The organism is Rhodococcus sp. 320_ES (assembly GCF_059691855.1).
The window spans coordinates 1,321,938-1,346,227 of sequence record NZ_JCAWAG010000001.1; the positions used below are offsets into that span (position 1 = coordinate 1,321,938).

General features: G+C 66.9%; 20 protein-coding genes, 1 tRNA gene, 1 pseudogene and 1 riboswitch. Of the genes and pseudogenes, 6 read left to right on the forward strand and 16 right to left on the reverse strand.

Annotated features, from left to right (window positions below; translation table 11 throughout):
* Positions 1–30 precede the first annotated feature (30 nt).
* Both AC59JP_RS06455 and AC59JP_RS06460 read left to right on the forward strand, forming a co-directional pair.
* A complete protein-coding gene (locus AC59JP_RS06455) occupies positions 31–2,205 on the forward strand; it encodes a malate synthase G (protein WP_497324786.1) in 2,175 nt (724 codons plus the stop codon).
* Between the two features lie 3 nt (positions 2,206–2,208).
* Complete coding sequence (locus AC59JP_RS06460; protein ID WP_497324787.1) at positions 2,209–3,972, forward strand: substrate-binding domain-containing protein; 1,764 nt, start codon at positions 2,209–2,211, stop codon at positions 3,970–3,972.
* A gap of 10 nt (positions 3,973–3,982) precedes the next feature.
* Here AC59JP_RS06460 and gcvP read toward each other — a convergent pair whose 3' ends face one another.
* The 10 genes and pseudogenes from gcvP to AC59JP_RS06510 form a co-directional block, all read right to left on the reverse strand.
* On the reverse strand, positions 3,983–6,865 hold the full coding sequence (gcvP, locus tag AC59JP_RS06465) for an aminomethyl-transferring glycine dehydrogenase (protein WP_497324788.1): 2,883 nt from the start codon (positions 6,863–6,865) through the stop codon (positions 3,983–3,985).
* A gap of 182 nt (positions 6,866–7,047) precedes the next feature.
* Positions 7,048–7,159, reverse strand: a riboswitch (glycine riboswitch).
* A gap of 14 nt (positions 7,160–7,173) precedes the next feature.
* Positions 7,174–7,743, reverse strand: coding sequence for a MerR family transcriptional regulator (locus tag AC59JP_RS06470; RefSeq protein WP_229746022.1), 570 nt, complete (start codon positions 7,741–7,743; stop codon positions 7,174–7,176).
* A gap of 257 nt (positions 7,744–8,000) precedes the next feature.
* Positions 8,001–8,474, reverse strand: a complete 474-nt coding sequence (locus AC59JP_RS06475; RefSeq protein WP_188545177.1) for a bifunctional nuclease family protein — start codon at positions 8,472–8,474, stop codon at positions 8,001–8,003.
* Positions 8,475–8,593: 119 nt separating this feature from the next.
* The gene (gene ftsR, locus AC59JP_RS06480) at positions 8,594–9,325 is read right to left on the reverse strand and encodes a transcriptional regulator FtsR (RefSeq protein ID WP_497324790.1); all 732 of its coding nucleotides are present in this window, start codon (positions 9,323–9,325) and stop codon (positions 8,594–8,596) included.
* Entirely contained in the window at positions 9,322–9,816 is a 495-nt protein-coding gene (gene garA / locus AC59JP_RS06485; RefSeq protein WP_497324791.1) for a glycogen accumulation regulator GarA, read from the reverse strand. Before garA ends, ftsR begins: the two co-directional genes overlap by 4 nt.
* Before the next feature lie 208 nt (positions 9,817–10,024).
* Positions 10,025–10,501: a glycine cleavage system protein GcvH gene (gene gcvH, locus AC59JP_RS06490; protein ID WP_497324899.1), complete on the reverse strand. Its 477-nt coding sequence runs from the start codon at positions 10,499–10,501 to the stop codon at positions 10,025–10,027.
* Between the two features lie 33 nt (positions 10,502–10,534).
* A pseudogene (locus tag AC59JP_RS06495) lies at positions 10,535–11,116 on the reverse strand (CDP-alcohol phosphatidyltransferase family protein); the annotation flags it as partial.
* 49 nt (positions 11,117–11,165) lie between these two features.
* The gene (locus tag AC59JP_RS06500; RefSeq protein WP_497324792.1) at positions 11,166–11,774 is read right to left on the reverse strand and encodes an NUDIX hydrolase; all 609 of its coding nucleotides are present in this window, start codon (positions 11,772–11,774) and stop codon (positions 11,166–11,168) included.
* A gap of 11 nt (positions 11,775–11,785) precedes the next feature.
* A complete protein-coding gene (locus AC59JP_RS06505; RefSeq protein WP_497324793.1) occupies positions 11,786–13,087 on the reverse strand; it encodes a GAF domain-containing protein in 1,302 nt (433 codons plus the stop codon).
* Positions 13,088–13,131: 44 nt separating this feature from the next.
* On the reverse strand, positions 13,132–14,178 hold the full coding sequence (locus AC59JP_RS06510; RefSeq protein ID WP_497324794.1) for a 2,3-butanediol dehydrogenase: 1,047 nt from the start codon (positions 14,176–14,178) through the stop codon (positions 13,132–13,134).
* 191 nt (positions 14,179–14,369) lie between these two features.
* Between AC59JP_RS06510 and AC59JP_RS06515 the strand changes: the two genes are divergently transcribed.
* Both AC59JP_RS06515 and AC59JP_RS06520 read left to right on the forward strand, forming a co-directional pair.
* Positions 14,370–16,211 carry an NAD(P)/FAD-dependent oxidoreductase gene (locus tag AC59JP_RS06515; protein WP_497324795.1) on the forward strand — a complete coding sequence of 614 codons (1,842 nt, stop codon included), beginning with the start codon at positions 14,370–14,372 and terminating at the stop codon, positions 16,209–16,211.
* A 191-nt stretch (positions 16,212–16,402) separates the two neighbouring features.
* Positions 16,403–16,693, forward strand: a complete 291-nt coding sequence (locus AC59JP_RS06520) for a DUF3263 domain-containing protein (RefSeq protein WP_497324796.1) — start codon at positions 16,403–16,405, stop codon at positions 16,691–16,693.
* A 9-nt stretch (positions 16,694–16,702) separates the two neighbouring features.
* Here AC59JP_RS06520 and AC59JP_RS06525 read toward each other — a convergent pair whose 3' ends face one another.
* Positions 16,703–17,983, reverse strand: coding sequence for a sensor domain-containing phosphodiesterase (locus AC59JP_RS06525; protein WP_497324797.1), 1,281 nt, complete (start codon positions 17,981–17,983; stop codon positions 16,703–16,705).
* Between the two features lie 117 nt (positions 17,984–18,100).
* Between AC59JP_RS06525 and AC59JP_RS06530 the strand changes: the two genes are divergently transcribed.
* Both AC59JP_RS06530 and AC59JP_RS06535 read left to right on the forward strand, forming a co-directional pair.
* The gene (locus AC59JP_RS06530; RefSeq protein WP_497324798.1) at positions 18,101–18,646 is read left to right on the forward strand and encodes an Rv1733c family protein; all 546 of its coding nucleotides are present in this window, start codon (positions 18,101–18,103) and stop codon (positions 18,644–18,646) included.
* A gap of 11 nt (positions 18,647–18,657) precedes the next feature.
* Positions 18,658–19,992: a flavin monoamine oxidase family protein gene (locus AC59JP_RS06535; RefSeq protein WP_497324799.1), complete on the forward strand. Its 1,335-nt coding sequence runs from the start codon at positions 18,658–18,660 to the stop codon at positions 19,990–19,992.
* On the opposite strand, the gene AC59JP_RS06540 is transcribed toward AC59JP_RS06535, so the two are convergent.
* The 5 genes from AC59JP_RS06540 to AC59JP_RS06560 all read right to left on the reverse strand — a co-directional run bounded on the left by AC59JP_RS06540 (position 19,989) and on the right by AC59JP_RS06560 (position 24,284).
* A complete protein-coding gene (locus AC59JP_RS06540; RefSeq protein ID WP_497324800.1) occupies positions 19,989–20,837 on the reverse strand; it encodes an alpha/beta fold hydrolase in 849 nt (282 codons plus the stop codon). The genes AC59JP_RS06535 and AC59JP_RS06540 overlap by 4 nt on opposite strands.
* 78 nt (positions 20,838–20,915) lie before the next feature.
* A tRNA-Pro gene (locus tag AC59JP_RS06545) sits at positions 20,916–20,992 on the reverse strand.
* 63 nt (positions 20,993–21,055) lie between these two features.
* Positions 21,056–22,495, reverse strand: a complete 1,440-nt coding sequence (gene der, locus AC59JP_RS06550; RefSeq protein ID WP_497324801.1) for a ribosome biogenesis GTPase Der — start codon at positions 22,493–22,495, stop codon at positions 21,056–21,058.
* Complete coding sequence (cmk, locus tag AC59JP_RS06555) at positions 22,492–23,154, reverse strand: (d)CMP kinase (RefSeq protein ID WP_497324900.1); 663 nt, start codon at positions 23,152–23,154, stop codon at positions 22,492–22,494. Before cmk ends, der begins: the two co-directional genes overlap by 4 nt.
* Before the next feature lie 41 nt (positions 23,155–23,195).
* Complete coding sequence (locus AC59JP_RS06560) at positions 23,196–24,284, reverse strand: pseudouridine synthase (RefSeq protein WP_497324802.1); 1,089 nt, start codon at positions 24,282–24,284, stop codon at positions 23,196–23,198.
* Positions 24,285–24,290 lie beyond the last annotated feature (6 nt).

A 24,290-nucleotide genomic window follows, 5' to 3' on the forward strand; every position in this document is an offset into this window, starting at 1 on the left:
CCGTGACGAACGAAGCGAAGTGAGGCATTCATGACGGAACGCGTCCAGGTCGGCGGCTTGCAGGTGGCCACGGTGCTCTACGACTTCGTGGAGAAGCAGGCTCTACCCGGCACTGGTGTCGACTCCGCAGCGTTCTGGTCCGGTACCGAGAAGGTGATCGACGACCTGTCGCCCAAGAACCGCGAACTGCTGGCCAAGCGAGACGAGATCCAGGGCAAGCTCGACGCGTGGCACTCCGAGCACCCGGGCACGGGCTACGACCGGTCCGAGTACAAGGCGTTCCTGAAGGAAATCGGGTACCTCGAGGACGAGCCCGCCGACTTCCACATCACCACCGACGGCGTCGACACCGAGATCACCACCACCGCGGGGCCGCAGCTCGTGGTGCCGGTGCTCAACGCCCGATTCGCCATCAACGCCTCCAACGCGCGCTGGGGTTCGCTCTACGACGCGCTGTACGGAACCGATGCCATTCCCGAGACGGACGGCGCCGAGAAGGGCACCTCGTACAACAAGGTGCGCGGCGACAAGGTCATCGCCTTCGCCCGCAAGTTTCTCGACGACACGGCGCCTCTCGCGTCGGGCTCGCACGTGGACGCGACCAAGTACGTCGTCGACGGGTCCGCGCTCGCCGTGACGCTGTCCTCCGGGGAGACGGTCGGCCTGGCCGACCCGAGCCTGCTGCTGGGCTACACCGGCGACGCCGGCGCTCCCACCGGAATCCTGTTCGTGCAGAACGGTTTGCACTTCGAGCTTCAGATCGACCCGGAGGATTCGATCGGCAAGACCGACGCCGCCGGCGTCAAGGACGTCGTGCTCGAGTCCGCCGTCACCGCCATCATGGATTTCGAGGATTCGGTTGCCGCGGTCGACGCCGACGACAAGGTGCTCGGCTACCACAACTGGCTCGGCCTCATGCGCGGCGACCTCGCCGAGGAAGTCACCAAGGGCGGGAAGACCTTCACCCGCACGATGAACCCCGACCGCACGTACACCGCACTCGACGGCTCCGAGCTGACGCTGCACGGCCGGTCGTTGCTGTTCGTGCGCAACGTCGGCCACCTGATGACGAGCGACGCGATCCTGGACAAGAACGGCGACGAGGTTCCCGAGGGCATCCTCGATGCCGTCTTCACGTCCTTGACGGGCATGCACAGCCTCAGCGGTGACACGAAGCTGAAGAACAGCCGGACCGGTTCGCTGTACATCGTGAAGCCGAAGATGCACGGGCCCGAGGAGGTCGCGTTCACGAACGAACTGTTCGGACGCGTCGAAGACGTTCTGGGTCTGCCGGCCAACACGCTCAAGGTCGGCATCATGGACGAGGAGCGCCGCACCACGGTCAACCTCAAGGCGTGCATCCAGGCCGCCAAGGAACGCGTGGTCTTCATCAACACCGGCTTCCTCGACCGCACCGGCGACGAGATCCACACCTCGATGCTCGCGGGCCCGGTGGTGCGCAAGGCCGAGATGAAGAAGCAGAAGTGGATTGCCGCCTACGAGGACTTCAACGTCGACACCGGCCTCGCCGCCGGGCTCGAGGGCAAGGCTCAGATCGGCAAGGGCATGTGGGCGATGCCGGACCTCATGCACGACATGCTCGAGCAGAAGATCGGGCACCCACAGGCGGGCGCGAACACTGCCTGGGTTCCGTCGCCGACCGCAGCCACCTTGCACTCGCTGCACTACCACCAGGTGGACGTCTTCGCCCGCCAGGAGGAGATAGCGAAGTCCAAGCGGGCGTCCGTCGACGACATCCTCGAGATCCCGTTGGCTCCGTCCACCGACTGGACCGACGACGAGAAGCGCAACGAACTCGACAACAACTCCCAGTCCATCCTCGGCTACGTCGTGCGCTGGATCGACCACGGCGTCGGGTGCTCCAAGGTCCCCGACATCAACGATGTCGCGCTCATGGAAGACCGTGCCACGCTTCGCATTTCGAGCCAGTTGGTCGCCAACTGGCTGCGTCACGGTGTGGTGAGCGAGAGTGACGTCGTCGAGTCCTTGAAGCGGATGGCGCCGGTGGTGGATCGGCAGAACGAGGGCGATCCCACCTACCGCAACCTGGCCGACGACCCCGATTCGAACATCGCGTTCCTCGCGGCGCGTGACCTCATCCTCGAAGGCACGTCGCAGCCGAACGGTTACACCGAGCCGATCCTGCACGCGCGCCGCCGCGAGTACAAAGCCGCAAACGCGTAAATCATGGGCGAACACCGCCGCGAGAGCGACGACGGAGCAGGTCGGGGCGTCAGCAAGGGCCCGATCATCGCCGTCGTCGCTCTCGTGGTGGTTGCCGCGATGGTGTTCGGATGGTTCCAGCTTCGCAACCAGATCTCCGATCAGGGAGCCGAAGCTGCGCAGACATGCGTCGAGGGGCCGATGACCGTCGAGGTGTCGGCCGATCCCGACATCGCAGACAGAATCACCGAACTCGCCGGACGGTGGAACGACACGGCGCCGGTGGTGCGCGATCACTGCATCACGCTCGATGTCACCAGCGCGCCGTCGGCGGCCGAGGCGTCGGCCATTCTGGCGAACTCGCCCACTGCGGGGCCCCGCCCGTCGCTGTGGATACCGAGCAGCTCGGCCGCAGCGGCCCCCGTGGTGGAGAAGACCGGCCTGGTCAACGGCACACCGAAGACTCTCGCATCGAGCCCGGTGGTCCTCGCCGCGCCCGCCCAGCTCACCGCAGCCCTCGGCGGAGCTGCCGCGGGCTGGGCCGACCTGCCACGCCTGGCCGGGGTCCCCGGTTCGCTCGACTCGATCGGCCTCGCCGGATGGGGTGCGCTGCGCATGGCTCTGCCGACCGGGCCGGGTTCCGACGCAACGACTCTCGCGACGGACGCGGTAGCAATAGGGCTCGCCGGGGCGACGACCGAACCGCTGACCGCGGAGCAGGCGTCCGCCGCGCCGGTCGTTGCCGGTCTGTCGCAACTCGCTCTCGCCGACCGAGCGGAGCCGCCCGCGGATACGGCCGCCGCGCTCGCGCAGATCGTGTCGGAGGCCGATCCTGCGCAAGGTACGTTCCACGCGGTCCCCGCCACGGAGCAGCAGGTCTACGCCGCGCGCAAGGCAGGCTCGACGCTCTCCGTCTACCGACCGGCCGGGGCCACACCCATCGCCGACCATCCAGCCGTCGTGCTCTCCGGCGTCGACGAGACCCAGAGCAGCGCCTCGGCGGAGTTCGTGGACTACGTTCTGAACCCGCAGCAGCAGAACGTGTTGGGGCAGGCCGGTTTCCGAGTCGCAGGACCGGACGGACGGCCGGTCGCGCCGGCCAACTCCGACGGACTCGAGTTCGTGGCGATCGGACAACCTGCACCGACACCTGCGGCCGGCGCGTCCGCTGCCGTGGCGTCGACTCTCGCGAACCCCGTCTCCCCCAACACCACCACCGTGCTCCTCGATGTCTCGGGGTCCATGGAGACCGTCGACGGCTCGGCGTCGAGACTCACCAACACCACCCGCGCACTGTCGGCGGGCATAGCCCGTCGGCCGGACTCGGCGGACGTCGGATTGTGGGTCTACAGCCGCAATCTCGACGGGACCACCGCGTACCGCGTCGAGGAGCCGACAGGTCCGCTGGGAGCGGACGGTCGACGATCGGCGCTCGAATCCGATCTGTCCGCGCTGCGTCCCGCCACCGCCACGTCCACCTACGTGTCGGTGCAGGCGGCCTACCGTGCGGCCGTCGACAACTGGGACGCCGGGCGGAGCAATTCGCTGCTGCTGATCACCGACGGCCCCAACGACGACACCTCGCTGACGGCGGCGACGTTCCTCACGAACGTTCGGCCCGACCCGGCCCGGCCGGTGCGCATCGACGTCGTCTCCCTGGCGCCGAACTCCGATCTCGCGACGCTGCGCACGCTGGCGCAACAGACCGGCGGTGAGCTCGTGGAGGCGACGTCGTCGGACCCTTCCTTCGCTGCGACGGTCGACCGCCTGCTCGCGAAGGAAGGGTGAGACGCTCCGATCAGGCGAACGCCTCGATGGGCGGGCACGAGCAGACGAGATTGCGGTCGCCGTGCACACCGTCGATGCGCCGCACACTCGGCCACACCTTCGGCCGAGTCGTACCGAGCGGGTAGGCGGCGATCTCGCGTGAATACGGGTGCGGCCACTCCTGCGCCACCAACGCGTGCGCCGTGTGGGGAGCGCCGCGCAGTGGGTTGTCGTCGACGGGCCACTCCCCCGAACCGACCCGGTCGATCTCGCCCTTGATCGCGATCATCGCGTCGCAGAAGGCGTCGATCTCCTCCAGGCTCTCGCTTTCCGTCGGCTCGACCATGAGCGTTCCCGAGACCGGGAAGCTCATCGTGGGTGCGTGGAACCCGTAGTCCGCCAGTCGTTTCGCGACGTCGTCGACCGTGACGCCGGTCTTCTTCGTGATCGGCCGCAGGTCCAGGATGCACTCGTGGGCCACCATGGCCCGGTCACCGGTGTAGAGGACGGGGAAGTACTCGTCGAGCCGGCGGGCGATGTAGTTTGCCGACGCGATGGCGGTCAGCGTCGCGCGTCGCAGGCCGGTCGCCCCCATCATGCGGATGTAGGCCCAGGTGATCGGCAGGATCGAGGCGCTGCCGTAGGGCGCGGCCGACACCGCTCCGGCGCCGCCGCCCTCGCCGGGAACGAGACCCGGCACCGAGGGGTGACCCGGGAGGAACGGAGCGAGATGCTCCCGGACCCCGATGGGACCGACGCCGGGGCCACCGCCGCCGTGCGGGATGCAGAACGTCTTGTGCAGATTCAGGTGGCTGACGTCGCCTCCGAATCGGCCCGGACGGGCGACGCCGACCAGAGCGTTCAGATTCGCACCGTCGACGTACACCTGACCGCCGGCGTCGTGCACCGCCGCGCAGATGTCGGCGATCTCGTGCTCGTACACCCCGTGCGTGGACGGGTAGGTGATCATGATCGCGGCCAGCGTGTCGCGGTGCGTGTCGACCTTTGTACGCAGGTCCTCGACGTCGACGTCGCCGTTCTCTCGGCACGCGACCACGACGACCTTCATCCCGGCCATGACCGCGGACGCCGCGTTGGTGCCGTGGGCGCTCGACGGGATCAGGCAGACGACGCGCTGGTCGTCCCCGCGGCTGCGGTGGTATTCGCGGATGGCCAGAAGACCCGCGTACTCACCCTGGCTGCCGGCGTTCGGCTGAAGGCTGACGGAGTCGTAGCCGGTGACCGCGACGAGCCACTTCTCCAGGTCGTCGATCAGCGACATCATTCCGGGAACGTCTGCCAGGGGCGCGAACGGATGCAGCCGGTTGAAGCCGGGCCACGTGATGGGCTCCATCTCGGCGGTGGCGTTCAGTTTCATGGTGCACGACCCGAGCGGGATCATGCTTCGATCGAGCGCAATGTCCTTGTCCGACAACGCACGCAGGTAGCGCAGCATCGAGGTCTCGGTGCGGTACCGGGTGAACGCGGGGTGCGTCAGGAAGTCCGACGTCCGCGCCATCTCGGCGGGAATGGCCGGTTCGGACGCAGCGTCGACAGACACCGCGTCGACAGTGGACTCGGCCCCGAATGCGCCGAGCACGTCGGAGACCGTCTGCGTCGTGGTCGTCTCGTCACACGCGATGCCGACGTGATCGTCGTCGATCAGGCGAAGGTCGATTCCGTACGCGCTTTTGGCCTGTGCCACGACGTCGGCAGCACCACCGGGCACGTGCGCCACGACGGTGTCGAAGAAGTGCTCGTGCACGACGTCGACACCCAGCGCTGTGAGGCCTGCGCCGATACTCGACGCGCGGCTCGCAACGCGTCGCGCGATGGCGGTGAGTCCATCGGCTCCGTGGTAGCTGGCGTACATCGCCGCGACCACGGCGAGGAGCACCTGCGCGGTGCAGATGTTCGACGTCGCCTTCTCGCGGCGAATGTGCTGCTCGCGGGTCTGCAGAGCCAACCGGTACGCGGGGTTGCCGTCCGCGTCGACGGACACGCCGACCAGGCGACCGGGCAGCTGGCGGGCGCGTGCGGAGTGCACGGCGAGGTAGCCGGCGTGCGGACCGCCGAAGCCCATCGGCACGCCGAAGCGTTGCGAGGTGCCGAAGCAGGCGTCGGCGCCCTGCTCGCCGGGAGACGTCAGAAGAGTCAGAGCGAGGAGATCGGCGCCCACGGCGACGAGCGCACCACGCTCGTGCGCGTCGGCGATGACGCCGGTGAGGTCGAGCACGCGGCCCGAGGCGCCCGGGTATTGAGCGAGGACGCCGTAGAACTCGCCGTCGGGCAGCCCGTCGGCCAGATCGGCTTCGACGAGTTCGATTCCCAGCGGTTCGGCGCGCGTCGCCACCACTGCCTTCGTCTGCGGAAACAGGTCCGTGTCGATCACCAGACGAGGCGACTTCGACTTGTTCGCCCGGCGCAGCAGAGTCATCGCTTCGGCCGCCGCGGTCGCCTCGTCCAACATGGACGAGTTGGCGATGTCCATTCCGGTCAGGTCCGAGACCATGGTCTGGAAATTGAGCAGCGCTTCGAGGCGGCCCTGGCTGATCTCGGGCTGGTAGGGGGTGTAGGCCGTGTACCAGGCCGGGCTCTCCAGGATGTTGCGCACCAGCACGGGCGGGGTGAGCGTGTCGTAGTAGCCGAGTCCGATCATGGACGTGGACACGGTGTTTCGGCTCGCGAGTTCGGCCAGCTCGGCCAACGCGCGGTGCTCGTCGACCGGGGCCGGAAGTACGTCCAGACCGTCGGCGATGCCGTCCGTGGACCCGTCGAGGATGGTGGCCGGAACTGCGGCCGCGGCGAGTTCGTCGAGGTCTGCGACGCCGATGACCGCCAGCATCTTCTCGGTGTCGGACGCGTCCGGACCGACATGACGATCGACGAATGTGCGTACTGGGGACTGACTCATAGTGTTCTCCACACCTCGAACCGAGACGAGCCGCACGATCGCCGCAGTCGGGCGGACGTTCGCGCCTCCCCCTCTGTCGATTGCCCGTGGTTCCGGGCGCCTGAGAGATTCGGCTGCCGACCGTTCGGTCGGCGCCTTTCACCGTGGGCGGGTGGGTGGATCCACCACTTTCCAGAGGCGTCGGGGCCCGCACGGTCCTGGGTGCCTGAGAGATTGACGGAGAGGTGTTGCTCCTTCGGCGTCCGCACCGCGGCAGATGTTCACCGCGCTACGGAACTCTCCCGTGCGACTACGACGCAGAGTCGAGTCTAGCCGGTCTTGCGTGAGGACCGGTTCTTGCGGCGCGACGCGAGCTCGTCCTCGGGTGTGGGCTCGCTCTCGCCGCCGTCGGCACGCTCTGCCGGGAAGTCGGCGATGGTGCCGGTGAGTTCGCGCATCGCCCCGGACACCGCGATTCCGAAGACTCCCTGCCCACCCTGGAGGAGGTCGACCACTTCCTCGGCGGACGTGCATTCGTACACCGTGGTGCCGTCGGAGAAGAGGGTGATGCGAGCGAGGTCGGCCACACCTCGGCGACGCAGGTGATCAACGGCCACGCGGATGTTCTGCAGCGAGATGCCGGTGTCGAGAAGTCGCTTGACGATCTTGAGAACCAAAATGTCCTTGAACGAGTACAGACGCTGGCTTCCCGAACCCGCCGCCCCGCGAATGGACGGAACCACGAGGCCGGTCCGGGCCCAGTAGTCGAGCTGTCGGTAGGTGATTCCGGCGATCTGGCAGGCGCTGGGAACGCGGTATCCGACGAGTTCGTCGGGGATGGAGTCATCGGGGAACAAGCCCGGCTGAACGTCGGCGACGTTCGGAGCGAGCAGTGTCATCTGCTCCGGCTCCTGCGGCTGATCTGCCACGTGATTACTCCCTCTCGGATCTCCCGTTGCGCGTCCTGGCAACGAGTTCCGTACCGCCGGGCGCTCGGGGAACGCAGTAGTTGAAGACTACAGCCCCACCGACCCGGCAACACGTCCTTCGCACGACCTCGACGCTTGCTGGACCGAACGCTAGGGGTCCGAGCGACCAGGATCAACGCGCCACGCCCAAACCTCAACCTCAAGTCGAGGGTGAGACTGAACTGTTATCAACCGTCCGTGGCCTTGAAGTCGTCCGGCGACACCGACTCGAGAAATTCCTTGAACTTCTCGACCTCGTCCTCGCTCTCGTCGGGCATGATCAACCCCGCTTCGGCCAGCACCGCCTCTTCGGCGAAGATCGGCACCCCGGCTCGCAGCGCGATCGCCACCGAGTCGGAGGGGCGCGCCGAGACCCGGATGTTCTTCTCGAAAACCAGATCTGCGTAGAACGTGCCCTCTTGGAGGTCGACGATGCGGACTTCCTTGAGCGTATGCCCGAGTGCGGTCACGATGTCCCGGATCAGATCGTGCGTCAGCGGACGTGGCGGCTGCACACCCTGTTGTTCGAGTGCGATGGCGCTCGCTTCGGTCTGGCCGATCCAGATCGGGAGGTACCGATCACCGTCCGACTCGCGAAGAAGAAGCACCGGCTGATTCTGCGGTTGCTCGACCCGGATCCCGATCACGCGCATCTCGCTCATCGCGCCTGCCTCCCACCTGGTGTTACTCCGAGACGTCATTCGCGGTCACTAGGGCCGCCTCTCCAGTCTATTCACACCGACGGCGATGCAGGGGTTCACGGCCCGTGCTCACCGAGGGTCTACCGATCGAGCATGCCCCGAACTGCCTGCTTGACAAGGGATGTGTGCAGCATCAGCGACAGGGCCGCGAGTTCGCGAACGAGCTCTTCGGCGCGGTCGCGGGCGCCGGCGTCCCGGCTCATCGCCACCGGGCCGGCGATCTGGGCCACGAGACCCGCCTCGCGGTCGGCGGCAAGTTTGAACGCACGCAGGTGTCGCACCTCGAGACCGAACTCGGTCATCGCGGACGCGGTCCGGGCCAACACCACTGCCTCGTCGTCGTAGAAGCCGGCGGGACCCGGGGTCACCAGTCCGGCCGAACGCAACTGAGCCAGGAACGCGTCGTCGATTCCCGCGCGCTCCAACAGATCCGCCTTGCTCATCCGGGTCTGTGGGTCCGCGAGGAACTCGTCCGGGGACACACTGCCGGGAGCCACGGCCAGGGTCCGAGGTCGACGGGCCACCGGGGGCGCCACCGCGGCGCTCCCCTCGTCCATCGCCTCGAGCTGTTCCTTGATCACCTTCAGCGGTAGGTACTGATCACGCTGAGCGGTCAGCACGTAGCGCAGACGCTCACAGTCCTCGATCGAGAACCGGCGATAACCGGACGCCGTTCGCTCGGGCGAGATGAGGCCCTCGGCCTCGAGAAAGCGAATCTTCGAGATGGTGACGTCGGGAAAGTCGGGCCGCAGTCGATCGAGGACGGTGCCGATCGACATCCCTCCGCGAGACTGCTGCCCGACCGCCGTCACTGGCTACCTGCACCTGCAGACGCTTCACCGATCTGGCTGCCCGCGGAGCCACGGGGACCGGTGAGGAACACGAGACGGAACTTGCCGATCTGTACCTCGTCGCCGTTCGCGAGGACGGCCGAGTCGACGGGTTCGCGGTTGACGTAGGTGCCGTTGAGGCTGCCGACGTCGACGACCTGGAAATCGTCCTCTTCCTGACGGAATTCCGCGTGCCGACGACTGACGGTGACGTCGTCGAGGAAGATATCGCTGTCCGGGTGGCGACCGGCGGAGGTGGTCGGCTGATCGAGCAGGAAGCGGGAGCCCGCGTTGGGACCGCGCTTGACCACGAGAAGAGCCGACCCGACGGGCAACCCTTCGACACCCGACACCGGAGCTTCGGTGTTCGACGGAGCGGCCTTGTCCAGCTCGTTCAGGAAATCGGCCCGGAAGACGGACGTCGTCTCTGCGGGCGACTCGCCGTACACGCCATCGTTGCCGTTATCGCTCACGTTTCTCCTCCTCGATCTGACTGCCCCGACTGATGCGGAAGGCAATTCAGGACATTCTCGGTCACGGTCGTCCGACTCGTGCTAGTGCTCTGTCAACCATGCCGGTGCGACACGAGGTCCGGTCGTGACCACTCGTGAGGACCCTACCGACCGTACCTTGCGCGCGGGTATGCATGGCGGTGCTTACAGGTAGTTCGGCGGCAATACGTTATGCCTCTGTGATCGCCGCGTACGCCTCGGCGTCCAGCATCGCCTCGAGGAGGTCGTCGAGTTCGGACTCGGAATCGACCGACAGGTCGACCAACCAGCCTGCGCCGTAGGGGTCGGTGTTGACGAGCTCCGGGTCGCCGTCCAATTCACCGTTCACCGCAACCACTTTCGCGGACAAGGGCGAATAGATGTCGGACACGGACTTGGTCGATTCGACCTCGCCGAGCGACTCACCCGATGCGACGGCCTCGTCGACGGTCGGCAGCTGCACGAACACGACGTCACCGAGCTGGGACTGTGCGAAGTCCGTGATACCCACCCGCACCGCGGTCGGCCCCGTGCGCTGCACCCATTCGTGCTCGGCCGTGTACTTCAACTCGGTCGGGATATCGGTCTCGCTCACCCTCACCAGTTCCTTTCGTTCATGTCCGCGGGCCGTCGGCCCATCGGGGAGCGTATTGGCGCACTTCACCATCCCGCAAGACGACCCCTGCTTCGCCGCGGGGCCGCCGGCCACGGGAATCTCGCGCGCCACCCTGATCGACTTGATCAGGTAGAGGGCACCTGTCCAGAGGTAGAGACCGGTCCCCCACACCAGCAGTGCGTGACCCACCGGGTCGGCCACCACCGCTATCGCCCAATCCCCCTGCGCAGCAAGCAGAATGGGCAGAGCGGACATCAGGACGAAGGTCGCCGCCTTGCCGAGATAGATGACGTCGGGCGGGGGAAGCCCGCGGCGCTTGTAGACGAACATCGTCAACCCCAGAACGGCGTCTCGGCCGATCAGCACCACCGCGACCCACCACGGAATGATGTCGCGAATCGCGAAGGCGACCAACGTCGTCACGACGAACACTCGATCGACGAGCGGATCGAGAAGCGCTCCGAGCCGCGACGTTTGGTCGAGCAGCCGGGCCAGCTTTCCGTCGAGCCAATCGGTTGCACCGATGGTCATCAACAATGCCAGCGCCCAGCCGTCTGCTCGGGGACCGAGCAGCAGGTAGACGAACACCGGAATCCCCAGCAATCGCAGCACGCTGAGCGCATTGGGAACCGTCACGATCCGGTCCGGCTGCGATGGCTCGATCATGCGGTCAGCCTGCCATACCGCGGGCGCTTCGACGGGAGGCGAGAACGACTCAGCGCCACGCGAACACGGGTTGCTCGAACTCGGCCACCCGCGTGTGACGACCCGCCAGGACCACCTCACGGAACTGGTGCACGATCGCACCCGTCGGGGCATGTACCAACGACTGCCGGAACGGCCACTGAATCACCGGTCGCGGCGACTCCTCGATCGCGACGAACCGCGCGTCGACGTCGAGCTCGGCGGTGGTGACCGAATACAGGAACTCGACCTCGTCGGGATTGGCCGTCGGCTCGTCCTGCGCGTCCGCGACCCAGACGACGAAGGGTCTGATCACGAACCCCGATCGCGTCACGTAGTCGTCGAGCCGGCCCAGCACCGCATCCGTCCCGACCGTGACGCCCACTTCTTCGGCGAGCTCGCGCACCGCGGCCTCCTCGGGCGTCTCGCCGGGGTCGATGGATCCTCCGGGGAGTGCGAACTGGCCCGGGTGCGCGCGCATGCGGGACGGGCGCTTGGTCAGGATCATCCGGCGGTCCCCCGGCTCACCGCCGAGAGCGACGACCACCGCAGCGGCTCGGCCCGACGGCTCCTCCACGTTGGAGGGGACGAAGTTCCGGAGCGCCGCGGTGACGGCCTCTCGCTCGAGTCGGGTGTCCATGACAGACAGTTCTACCGGGCGAATCTCGCCGCTCTGATCGCAGGAGCGGTCGAGTGGGGCAACAATCGGCTCGGATCGGCCGGCAGGCCGAGTTCGATCGTTGTGGACTCGTCGATTCGGTAGGGCTGGGTGAGCACGACACCGGCGAGATACTTGCGCAGTCGCGACATCTCGGCCCGCACCGTGATGGCCCGACCCTGATCGCCGAACAGGTCGGTCGCCAGTTGCGAGGCCGAGCGTCCGTCCCGGTTCGTGGCGAGGACGTACAGAATCTCGGCGTGTCGCGGAGTCGCCTCGTGAGTCCAGTCGCCGAACGGGCTCCGGATCGTGATCACGGTCCGCTTCGGGTCTCTCAGGTCTATCCCGAGCGTCGTCGATCCGCTCTCGCCGACGACCTCGGCATCGCCGAGCTCGACGGGTCGAACCAGCCACCCGCCGGGCAGTGGGTCCACGTCGCACACGCCGAGCGACGGGAACCACGACGTGCCCGCGGACACCTCGTCGGGCAGCGCGACCCGGGCGCGTGTCGGCACCGACTCGACCGCCGCCACCCATCCGTGTCGGTCGACGGCGAGAGCGGGCCGGGTCGACCTCGCGAGCATCGGCGCGGCCACCGAACGCAAGCGGTCGAGGGTCGTCCGGTGTTGCTCTCGCAGCTGCGCCTCCGCCAGTCGCGACACGGTGTCGATCAGGGCGAGCGTCGTCGGATGCACTGTCTCGGCGGGCCCGCTGACGTCGACTGCGCCGATGACGCGGCCGGTCCGCGGGTCCCGTATGGGCGAGCCGGCGCACGTCCAGGCGTGGTGACTGCGTACGAAGTGTTCCGCGGAGAACACCTGGACCGATTTCCGCGAGACGAGGGCCGTGCCGATGGCATTGGTCCCCACCGAATCCTCTGCCCAACTGGCACCCTCGACGAACCCGAGCCGGTCGGCACGGGTGAGGACAGAGGGTGTGCCGCTGCGCCAGAGCACCCGCCCGGTGTGGTCGGCGACGACGAGAATGTTGTCGCCGCCCTCGGTCAACGTCTGCAGTCCACCGGTGAGCCCGTCGAGTATGTCCTCGAGACCGGACTCTCGGCGCGAAACCTCGAGGTCGAATCCATCCATGATCTCGTCCGGGGGCTGCGCCTGATCCGGATCGACGCCGAGCGATCGCAGCCGCTGCCAGGAGTCGCCGATCACGTCCCGCGGTCTGGCCGGGGTTCGGTCGCCGGCCATCGTCGCGTCGTAGACCGCCGTCAATATTCGTGCGTAGCGGCGGGGGTCCTCGCCCGCCGCTACCGCGGGCTCCGGGCTTGCGCTCTCAGTCATCGTCACCGAGTGTGCGCTCGGTCACATGGCTGCGCAAGAATCGGTCAGACAGAGGGATCGACCAGCACTTTCATCTTGGTTCCGGCGTGAAGGGCCTCGAAACCGTCGTCGATCACCGCGTCCAGAGCAATCGTCTCGACCCATCCGGCGGTGTCGTAGTGGCCTCGACCCATCAGATCGATCACCGCCTCGTAGTCGGCCGAGGTGTAGCAGAGCGAGCCCTGAATTCTCGATTCGTTCATCACCAGTTTCTGCAGCGGTGTGGTGAGCGGCTTCTCGTAGATCGCCACGCTCACCACAGGTTTGCGGGCGCCGATGCATCCCAGTGCGGTCTCGACCGCAGGCTGCACGCCGGCGGCGTCGTAGATCGCGTCCGCCCCGCGGCCGTCGGTCCGGTCCGCGATGAACGCCGGCACGTCGACAGACGTGGGATCGAGGGTCGACGCACCGAGCGCTTCGATCGACGCTCGGCGCGTGGGAGACGGTTCGACGACGTACACGTTCTCGACTCCCTTGCCGCGCAGAGCGAACCACAGGCCGATGCCGATGGGGCCGGCGCCGAACACCATCGCGGTGTCCTCCGGCTTCGGATCGCCCAGTGTCGCTGCGTGATACGCGACGGACATCGGCTCCACGAGGGCGCCGAGTTCGAGGGAGACGGAATCGGGCAGGAGGTGAATCATGTCGGTCGGAACCACGGTGTACTCGGCCATCCCGCCGTCGGACATCAATCCGTGGAAGCCGATCTGCGCACAGATGTTGTAGTTGCCCGCCTTGCAGGGTCCGCACCGACCGCAGCGGTACAGCGGTTCGACGGCAACCCTGTCCCCCACCGCCATACCGGTCACACCGGATCCGAGTTCGGTGATCGTTCCGGAGAACTCGTGCCCGATCACCAACGGCAACTCCTGACCGGTCAGCGGGTGCGGCGAGGTGGGAATGAAGATCGGACCCGCGTAGTACTCGTGGAGGTCGGTTCCGCAGATCCCGTTGAACCCCACCTTCACCTTGACCTGCCCTGCGCCCGGTGAGGGTTCCGGGACATCGGTGATCTCCAGCTTGTTCGGTCCGTAGTACACAGCTGCGCGCATCGGTTCTCGCTCCTGACTCGATTCGGTATGTACGCAGGTCTATGTGACCCGCCGCACAGCCGCCAGGGTTGCAGCGCGTTGCAATGGCGAAGGTCGGGCCGGCTGCAACCCGTTGCAACTCTCGACGCCGCCTCCTACGGGGAGTGTGCTGGGTCACAGATCATCAGCACACGAACAACGAGGGAGCACGCATGACCCAGACGATGGATCCCATCGAGACCGCACGGACCCGCACTCCACAGGAGCGCGTCGACACCTGGCTCGCGGACTTCGAGAGGGCTCTTGAAGCGCGTGACGTCGACCGAGCCGCCGGCATGTTCGCCGTCGACAGCTTCTGGCGCGACCTCGTGACGTTCACCTGGAACATCAAGACCGTCGAAGGCCGTGACGGCGTCGCCGACCTGCTGACGCACCGACTGGGCGACACCGACCCCAGCGGGTTTCACACCACGGAGGAACCAGACGAAGCCGACGGCGTCGTCTCCGCCTGGATCGAGTTCGAAACCGCCACGAGCCGCGGCAAGGGCCACCTGCGGCTGGTCGCGGACCCCGACTCCGGCGACGACCTCGCCTGGACGCTCCTGACGACCATGCAGGAGTTGAAAGGCTTCGAGGAACGACTGGGCGCCTCACGCATCAAGGGTGCGGTGCATGGATCGAACGCCGACACCCAGAGCTGGGCCGAACGCAAGGAAGCCGAGGAGAAGGACCTGGGATACGGAACGCAGCCGTACGTCCTGGTGGTCGGCGGCGGGCAAGGCGGGATCGCGCTCGGAGCGCGGTTCCGGCAGCTGGGTGTTCCCGCCATCGTGGTGGACCGCGCAGAGCGGCCCGGCGATCAGTGGCGCGGCCGGTACAAGTCTCTGTGCCTGCACGACCCGGTCTGGTACGACCATCTGCCATACCTTCCTTTTCCGCCGAACTGGCCGGTCTTCGCACCCAAGGACAAGATCGGCGACTGGCTCGAGATGTACACGAAGGTGATGGAGGTTCCGTACTGGACCAAGACCACCGCGAAATCCGCCACCTACGACGAGCAGAAGAAGGAATGGACCGTCGTCGTCGATCGGGACGGCGAGGAGGTGATTCTGCGGCCCAAGCAACTGGTGATGGCCACCGGAATGTCCGGGAAGAAGAACGTGCCGAATTTCCCCGGCATGGACGAATTCGAGGGTGAGCAGCACCATTCGAGCGAACACCCCGGCCCCGACGCGTACGTGGGCAAACGAGTGGTCGTCGTCGGGTCGAACAACTCGGCACACGACATCTGCAAGGCCCTGTACGAAACCGGCGCCGACGTGACCATGCTGCAACGGTCCTCGACCCACATCGTCAAGTCCGACTCCCTCTGCGAAATCGCGTTGGGTGACCTGTATTCCGAGCGCGCCGTCGAGTCGGGCATGACCACCGCGAAGGCCGACCTGACGTTCGCCTCGCTGCCCTACCGCATCATGCACGAGTTCCAGATCCCGGTGTATCAACGAATTGCGGAGCAGGACAAAGACTTCTACGACCGGCTCGAGAAGGCGGGTTTCCAGCACGACTTCGGCGACGACGGCAGCGGGCTCTTCATGAAGTACCTGCGGCGCGGGTCGGGCTACTACATCGACGTCGGCGCCTCGGAGTTGGTGGCGGACGGCAAGATCAAGCTGATGGCCGGACAGGTCGAGCGGATCAGCAAGACCGGTGTCGTGCTGGACGACGGAACCGAGTTGCCGGCCGACCTCATCGTCTACGCCACGGGCTACGGATCGATGAACGGATGGGTCGCCGATCTCGTCGATCAGGAGACCGCGGACAAGGTCGGAAAGTGCTGGGGCCTGGGTTCGGACACCACCAAGGACCCGGGGCCGTGGGAGGGCGAGCAGCGCAACATGTGGAAGCCGACGCAGCAGGAGAACCTGTGGTTCCACGGCGGCAATCTGCACCAGTCGCGCCACTACTCGCTGTATCTGGCTCTGCAGATCAAGGCTCGGTACGAAGGAATTCCGACTCCGGTGTACGGGCTGCAGGAAGTGCACCACACGGCGTGAGCGCGGCGGCCGCGAGCTCCGGGATGGTTCCGGGGCTCGCGGCCGAGTCCGGTTGCCATTCAAACCGATTGCTCGACTCTTCGGCGCGGTGCGGGCTGTCCGTACCGGTCGGTACGAAGTCGTTACCCCAGTTCATCGGGCGTTTACCGGGGAACGCCTCATCGGCATCGATACCGGTGATACTTGACTGCGTGTCACGACCGGACCCCTTGCTGATCCCATCCGACTTCGAGCCGACCGCTTCCGGTTCGGAACCGTCGTCGCTCGCCGACGACGCAGCGCTGATCGATTTCGGTCAGCGGTGGTACCCGTTCGGAGGCGGCGCGGCGGAGAGCATCTTCGTCGAGTTCGGCCTGTCCTCCGGCGAATTCTTCGGTCGCCTGCAGAAACTGCTGAAGGGCCCCACGCAGAACGGAATGGATCCCGCGGTGGTGGCCGACATGCTGACCGTCTGCCGCAAGCGTCTGTGGTTGGGCGAGTAGCTCTCTCGCCTACGACACGACGAGTCTGTCGAGCGCGGCCACCATGGCAGGCACTGCGATCGCGGGTACGGCCGGCGACCAGTAATGCCCCTGCCCCCACGTGCACCCCCACCGTGCGGCAACAGCGGCCTGTTCGCTGGATTCGATGCCCTCGATCACGAGCATCATCGACAGATCAGCGGCGAAACCCGCCATCGCCCGGACGAGGGCCTCTCCCACTGTGGTTCCGAATGCGAGGGTGATGGATCGGTCGATCTTGAACCCGTCGACGCGCACGCTGAGCAACCTGTCCATCGGCGCCCACCCGCCCCCGAGATCGTCCAGCACGACCACGAAGCCGTGCTCGCGCAGCTCCGCCACGAACTTCGCCTCGACCTTGGAGTTCGTTGTGGCCATTGCGGTTTCGGTGATCTCGAGTATTACACGACGTGGATCGACGCCCGCAGCCTCGGCCACCGCCGCGATGCGACCGACGCTGTCCTCGTGGCCGAAGTGAACCCCGGACACGTTGACCGACAACCGTAGATCGGGATCCAGGTGCAACCACGACGCGAAGTCGGCAACACTGTTCTCCAGGATCGCGAGGTCGAGGTCGACGATGAGGTGACTGTCCTCGATCTGCGCGATGAAGTCGCCCGGACGCAGCACCCCTCGCTCGGGGTGGTGCCACCGAGCCAGCGCCTCCATTCCCACCACACGACCGGAGGCGAGGTCGACGATGGGCTCGTACCACGGGACGATCGCACCGCATTCGAGTGCCGCTTTCAGTTCGCCCACGCTCGCCGCCTCCACGGGCATGCGGTCGCGGCGCCTCTGGGCGTCCAACTGCTCCTCCACGACCACGGCCAGCTGACGCAGAAGCTCGTAGTCGTCGGCGGCGGCCTCGCGCGGCACGGTGTCCAACACGCACAGAGTTCCGATCGGCAGCGACTCACGCCCGGTGAGCGGCACCGACACGTACGCACCGTAGGACGCGGCGTCCATCCGCGCGGCCATCTCGACGATGGCCGGATCGGAGCTGCGAGGGTCGGCCACGACGAGTGGGAGTCCGGTCTCGATCGCCACCGAGCAGACCGAGCGCGAGCGAGGCACCACCGAACCCTGCAGGCCGTCCGCGCGGTAGGAGACCAGGGTGAACTGGTCGTCCTCGTCGATGATGTTGACGAGAGCGATCGGGAAGTTCATCAACTTGGCCGTCACTTCGACCGTTGCTTCCAGGGCGGGCGTCACGGCGGAGAAATCGAGGTATTCGCGAGCGGATTCACTGCGCCGGTGGTCGTCGGTGCGCACCCGTGTACCTCCTCGACAACCCCAAGTACCCGACCACCCCGAAGGAGGTTACTCGGTTCGCGCAATTCGGGACGCACAGGCGAGCATCCTGAAACGTCGTGGTTTCGAATAGGGATCATGCGCGCGGAACCACCACTCACACGACGGGTCGACATCGTCGAAGCGCGCGTTCTGCGCGCCCTCACTCTGACCGCGGTGGTGGTCGGAACCCTCGCCGTGGTGTGGGGGTCGATCTGGATGGGCAGTCAGTCGAGCGCGACATCCGCGCCGGCGCCTGTCGTCAGTCGGGTCACCGCGCAGACCGATGCAGCCACCCGTGCTGCGACGCCCAGCTCGACGGCCATCGGTTCGTACGGTTCGACCACCGTGGCCGCTCGCTGGACGTGGAACGGCGTGGAGCGCACGGGGACGATCACCGTCCCGGCCAACACTCCGGCCGGATCGAAGGTCCCGCTGACCGTCGATTCCACCGGCGCACCCGTCTCCCAGCGACCCGCCCCGGCAAGCGCGGGTGTGATGGCAACCGTCGCGGGATTCGTACTACTCGCGTTGACGGTCGCCGTCTACGTCGCTGCCCGGATGGCCGTGCGTCGTCGCTTCGACGAGCAGCGCGATCGCCAGTGGGACCACGACATCGCACTGTTCTACGGCCGCATCGGCTAGCGTTCGTCAGCGTGACGGACGTCGACACCATCGTGATCGGTGCCGGTGTCGCCGGTCTGACAGCGGCACGCCTTCTGGCCGGAGCCGGCCGGCGCGTGATCGTTCTCGAGGCACGCGACCGGGTGGGCGGTCGCCTGCACTCGGTACGCCGGGGCGGTGACGTGCTCGATTACGGCGCGTCGTGGATACACGGAATCGACGACAATCCATTGGCCGACGCAGCCGATGCATTCGGACTGCGCACCACGGAATTCACGGTCGGCAGCTTTCAGCCGGACGGTAGGCCGATCGTCTACTTCTCGCCGACGGGCGCTCGACTGGGCGACGACGACGCCCGTGAGTTCGCGTCGGACGTCCACACCGTCGACCGGATTCTGGCCGAAGTCGTCGCCGATTCCGAGCTCGGAACGTCGTACGCCGACTGCGTCGAAACCGCTCTGTCGCACTGCGATTGGGACGAGAGCCGGCGAGCCCGTGTGCGGGAGTACATGCAGCACCGAACCGAGGAACAACTGGGTGTGTGCATCGACGACCTCGACGCACACGGCCTCGACGACGACGCGATCTCCGGCGACGAGGTGGTGTTTCCGGACGGGTACGACGAACTCGCCGCGCATCTCGCCGAAGGACTCGACGTACGCCTGGAGCATCGGGCGACGCGGATCTCGTGGTCGACGACCGGCGGCACCGTCGAGACCGATCGGGGCGTCTTCGATGCGTCGCGGATCGTCGTCACCGTCCCGATCGGAGTACTGAAGTCCCCGGATTTCGTCATCGAACCGGCGCTTCCGGATCCCATGGCGCGCGCCCTCGATCGTCTCGAGATGAACGCGTTCGAGAAGGTGTTCCTCCGGTTCCCCGTCAAGTTCTGGGACGACGGCGTGTACGCCCTTCGTCGTCAGGGTGATGCCGGCCGGTGGTGGCATTCCTGGTACGACGTGAGCGCGGAAGGTGGGTCGCCCACCCTCCTGACGTTCGCAGCCGGTCCCTGCGCCCGAGCGACCAGGAGTTGGTCCGACGCTCGGATCGGCGATTCCGTCCTGAGCGCGCTCCGCGAACTGTACGGAGACGCCGTCGTACCGCCGGACCGCGTTGACGTCACGCGCTGGCAGGACGACCCGTTCTCGCGTGGCTCCTATTCCTACCCGTCCGTGGGCTCGACACCCGCCGACCACGACGCACTGTCCACTCCGGTGCAGGACGTGCTGCATCTCGCGGGCGAGGCCACGTGGACCGAGGATCCGTCGACGGTCACCGCAGCCATGCGGTCGGGACACCGTGCAGCCGAGCGAATTCTGCAGCGCCCCATCGGTTTCGCGGAGCTGTGGTCCGGAGAGCGTTCCTAGGTGGGCGTCGGTGCAACGATGATCTGGTTCCGAAGAAACGGGATCAACAACGCGCTGACGCGTTCCGGCGCCTCGAGGTGCGGCCAGTGCCCTGCGTCGTCGATGAGATGGACGGTGGCGTTCGGAATCGACTCGCGGTTACGACCAGCGAACTTCACGGGGAGGAATTGGTCGTCGGCGCCGAAAATCACTATCGACGGCCACTCCGCGGCGACGAGACGCATCTGCGGCAATTGCCAGCTCTGCGTCTCCATCTCGGTCGCGCGGTAGAGCGCGAGGACTGCTGAGCGGGTGCGGCGATCGAAGTTGCGCCACATCACGTCGAGTTCGGCGGTCGGCAGAGCTCGCAACGAGCGCGCGAAGCCCCACTTGTTGGCGATCATCATGAAGGCCTCGCCGGCAATCGGCGTGCGGTAGAGCCGCGCCACCGCGTGCCACCGCATACCGCGCATGATGCCGGAGTTGATGAGCGACAACGACGCGACACGGCTCGGATCGTAGAGCGCCGCGAATGTCGCCCAGGCCCCTCCGAAGTCGTGGCCGACGAAGTGCGCCCGTTCGACGCCCAGTGCGTCGAGCTGCTTGGACAGGTGCACGCCGATGTTCGGCACGTCGTAGATGAAATCGCGCGGGCGGGGTTTGTCTGCTCCACCGAAACCGGGCATGTCGGGGGCGATCGCGCGAGTGAAATCACCCGTCTCGGCAACCAGCGTCGCAAATTCTCCACACGCTCCCGGACTCCCGTGAACGAAGACGACCGCTTCACGCCCACGTGGGTCACCAGCCTCGATCACCGGGGAACGGAGGCCGTCGACCACAACGGCGGAGCTGCGGATGGCTGCCACCCGACACACTTTAGCGATCCGTCGAAAAAATCACCCCGACCAGTATCCCTGTTGGACAATGGTCGAGGTGATTCCTCGTGGTCGGGCTGACAGGATTTGAACCTGCGACCACCTGACCCCCAGTCAGGTGCGCTACCAAGCTGCGCCACAGCCCGCCGCGCCCCGAAGGACGCTGGGAAAAGATTACCCCAGCGTCGAGTCGAGAAGCCAATCGCTGGTCACTTGCGATTCCGATCGCGCTTTTCCCGGATACGCACCGAGATCCGCACGGGGCTGCCGTCGAAGTTGAACTCCTCGCGCAGTCGCCGCTCGATGAAGCGGCGGTATCCGGCCTCGAGGAACCCGGTGGTGAACAACACGAAGGTCGGCGGCCGAGTCGTCGCCTGCGTCGCGAACATGATGCGCGGCAGTCGCCCGCCACGCATGGGCGGTGGCGTCGCCGCCACGACTTCTTTTAGCCACGTATTGAGCCGGCCCGTCGGAATTCGCTTGTCCCACGACGCCAGTGAGGTCTCGAGAGCGGGAACCAACTTCTGCACCGCTCGCCCCGTCTTGGCCGAGACGTTGACTCGCTGCGCCCACGGAACGCGCATGAGGTCGCGGTCGATCTCGCGCTCGAGCTGCCCGCGGCGGTCCTCGTCGACGAGGTCCCACTTGTTGAACGCGATCACCAACGCACGTCCTGCCTCCGCCACCATCGACAGCACCCGAAGGTCCTGCTCGGAGATCACCTCGGATGCGTCGATAAGCAGAATCGCCACCTCGGCCGCATCGATCGCACCCTTGGTCCGCAGCGACGCGTAGAACTCCGCGCCGCTGGCGTGCGAGACACGCTTGCGCAGCCCGGCGGTGTCGACGAATCGCCACACCTTGCCGCCGAGCTCCACCAACGAGTCGACGGGGTCGACCGTCGTGCCGGCCACGTCGTGCACGACGGACCGTTCGTCGCCGGTCAGCTTGTTCAGCAGCGACGACTTGCCCACGTTCGGCTTGCCCACCAGGGCGACACGGCGGGGACCCGTCGTCCCGGTGCCTTCGCGCGGAGTCTCCGGCAACACGGCGAGAACGTCGTCGAGCAGGTCGCCCGTGCCACGCCCGTGGGTGGCGCTGACAGCGCGCGGTTCACCGAGCCCGAGTGACCACAGCGCGGCCGCCTCGGATTCGGTGCGTTCGTCGTCGACCTTGTTGGCCACGAGGATGACCGGCGTCTTCGACCGCCGCAGAACGCGGGCAGCGGCCTCGTCCGTCGCGGTGGCCCCGACCACGGCGTCGACGACCAACAGGATCGCGTCGGCGGTCCCCATGGCCTGTTCGGCCTGTCGCGCCACGGACTGCTGCAGACCCTTGGCGTCGGGCTCCCAGCCTCCGGTGTCCTGCACCATGAAGCGGCGGCCACTCCAGTTCGCCTCGTAGGAGACGCGGTCGCGGGTCACACCCGGCACGTCCTCGACGACGGCTTCGCGGCGGCCGATGATGCGGTTGACGAGTGTCGACTTGCCCACGTTCGGACGCCCCACCACGGCAAGCGTCGGCACCGCGACGAATTCCTCGTCGCCGTCCTCGCCCTCGAAATCGATTCCGTCCCAGTCGGATTCCTCGCTCCACGTACCGTCGCCGGCGAAGGTCTCGGTGGTGAGGAAGCTGCTGTCGTCGGTCATTGTCGTACTCCAGTTCGTTCGTGAACCAGCGTCAGGAGCGTGTCGATGACTTCGTCCATGCTCAGCTCGCTGGTGTCGACGGGCACCGAATCCTCGGCCGGCCGCAGGGGCGAGAGGGTGCGCGTCGAATCCGCTCTGTCGCGTCGCTCCACGTCGGCGAGGACGGCGGCGAAGTCGTCGCCGCGTCCCTCGGTGATGTTCTGTTCGTTGCGTCTACGGGCCCGTGTCTCCGCCGATGCGGTGAGGAAGATCTTGACGTCCGCGTCGGTCAACACGACCGTTCCGATGTCGCGACCCTCCACCACGATCCGCTCTGCCGACGCGGCGAGCTCGCGCTGCATGGCGACCAGCTTGTCGCGGACGGCGGGAACGGCCGACACCGCGGACACCGCGGCGGTCACCGCGGCACCCCGAATCGGTCCGGTGACGTCGACTCCGGCCACACGCACGCTCTCGCGCTCGGGGTCGGTGCCGACCTCCAGGTCGAGGTCGCTCATGCCGGCGCTCACCGCGTCGACGTCGTCGGGGTCGATGCCGTTGTCGAGCACCCACACCGTGGCCGCCCGATACATCGCACCGGTGTCGAGGTACGACGCACCGAGCGCCGACGCCAACCGCCGGGACACCGTGGACTTGCCCGTTCCGGACGGACCGTCCATCGCGATGACCAGGCCCGACCCTCGGCCGGTGGGGAAGTCGCTCACAGCCCCACCGCCGTGTACAGGCTGCTGACCTCGCCGCGGCCCAGGACCCGAAGGGTGCCCGGACGCTGGTCGCCGAGGGCGACGATTCCGATGTCGGTGCGCACCAACCGAATCACGGGGTGTCCGACGGCATCGAAGAGGCGACGCACGATGTGCTTACGTCCTTCGTGGAGAACAACTTTCACCAGGGTTTTGCCCTCACCCGCATCGAGCAGGGTGAACGAGTCGACCTTGGCCGGGCCGTCGTCGAGTTCGACTCCGGCCTTGAGCTGCTTGCCGACGCCGCGTTCCATGACGCCGTTGACCGTGGCCATGTATGTCTTGGAGACCTCGAACGACGGGTGCATCAGCCGGTGAGCCAGATCGCCGTCGTTCGTCAGCAGGATCAGGCCTTCGGTGTCGGCGTCGAGGCGCCCGACGTGGAAAAGCCGCTGACCCGCCTGGACACGCTCGGCGACGATGTCGCCGATGCAGGGACGACCGAGGTCGTCGGACATCGTCGACTGCCATCCGCGCGGCTTGTTGAGCGCGATGTGGACCAGGTCGGCCTGCACCAGCACACGGGTGCCGTCCACCCGGACGACGGCGGTACCCGGATCGATGCGCACGCCCTGCTCGCGCACGATGCGTCCGTCGACCTCGACACGACCCTGATCGATCAGTTCTTCGGCAGCCCGGCGCGATGCGACGCCGGCCTGAGCCAGCACCTTCTGCAGCCGCACCCCTTCGCCGGCGGGAACGTGCTTGCGGGGGCCTGAGTCGGTGTTCTGGTGCCGAGCGGGCTTGGCGTTGCTGATGGTCGGAGCGGCCACGTGCTTGCGGGTCGGCTTGGGATTCTTCGTGGGCGCCTTGCGCGGAATGGTCGGGTTGACCTCGCGCGGATTGACGGTGTCCGCACCCGCACCCGCACCCGAACCTGCACCCCGCGCGGCGCGGGGCTTCTTGGGCAACGGCTTCGCAGCGCGCTTGGACTCTCCGGTGCGTGCGGACGCACCGGGCGCTGCGCTGGTGCCTGGCGCTCCGCGGCGCGGTTGGGTTCTCTTGCTTCGGTCCGGTGTGCCATCACGGCGAGCGGGGTTTTTCACTTTTTC

Excerpts from the sequence above, each read along its gene's own strand:
- AC59JP_RS06455 (WP_497324786.1), top strand. The coding sequence starts at position 31 with ATGACGGAACGCGTCCAGGTCGGCGGCTTGCAGGTGGCCACGGTGCTC.
- AC59JP_RS06460 (WP_497324787.1), top strand. The coding sequence starts at position 2,209 with ATGGGCGAACACCGCCGCGAGAGCGACGACGGAGCAGGTCGGGGCGTC.
- gcvP (WP_497324788.1), bottom strand. The coding sequence starts at position 6,865 with ATGAGTCAGTCCCCAGTACGCACATTCGTCGATCGTCATGTCGGTCCG.
- AC59JP_RS06470 (WP_229746022.1), bottom strand. The coding sequence starts at position 7,743 with ATGACACTGCTCGCTCCGAACGTCGCCGACGTTCAGCCGGGCTTGTTC.
- AC59JP_RS06475 (WP_188545177.1), bottom strand. The coding sequence starts at position 8,474 with ATGAGCGAGATGCGCGTGATCGGGATCCGGGTCGAGCAACCGCAGAAT.
- gcvH (WP_497324899.1), bottom strand. The coding sequence starts at position 10,501 with ATGGTGAAGTGCGCCAATACGCTCCCCGATGGGCCGACGGCCCGCGGA.
- AC59JP_RS06500 (WP_497324792.1), bottom strand. The coding sequence starts at position 11,774 with ATGGACACCCGACTCGAGCGAGAGGCCGTCACCGCGGCGCTCCGGAAC.
- AC59JP_RS06505 (WP_497324793.1), bottom strand. The coding sequence starts at position 13,087 with ATGACTGAGAGCGCAAGCCCGGAGCCCGCGGTAGCGGCGGGCGAGGAC.
- AC59JP_RS06510 (WP_497324794.1), bottom strand. The coding sequence starts at position 14,178 with ATGCGCGCAGCTGTGTACTACGGACCGAACAAGCTGGAGATCACCGAT.
- AC59JP_RS06515 (WP_497324795.1), top strand. The coding sequence starts at position 14,370 with ATGACCCAGACGATGGATCCCATCGAGACCGCACGGACCCGCACTCCA.
- AC59JP_RS06530 (WP_497324798.1), top strand. The coding sequence starts at position 18,101 with ATGCGCGCGGAACCACCACTCACACGACGGGTCGACATCGTCGAAGCG.
- der (WP_497324801.1), bottom strand. The coding sequence starts at position 22,495 with ATGACCGACGACAGCAGCTTCCTCACCACCGAGACCTTCGCCGGCGAC.
- cmk (WP_497324900.1), bottom strand. The coding sequence starts at position 23,154 with ATGGACGGTCCGTCCGGAACGGGCAAGTCCACGGTGTCCCGGCGGTTG.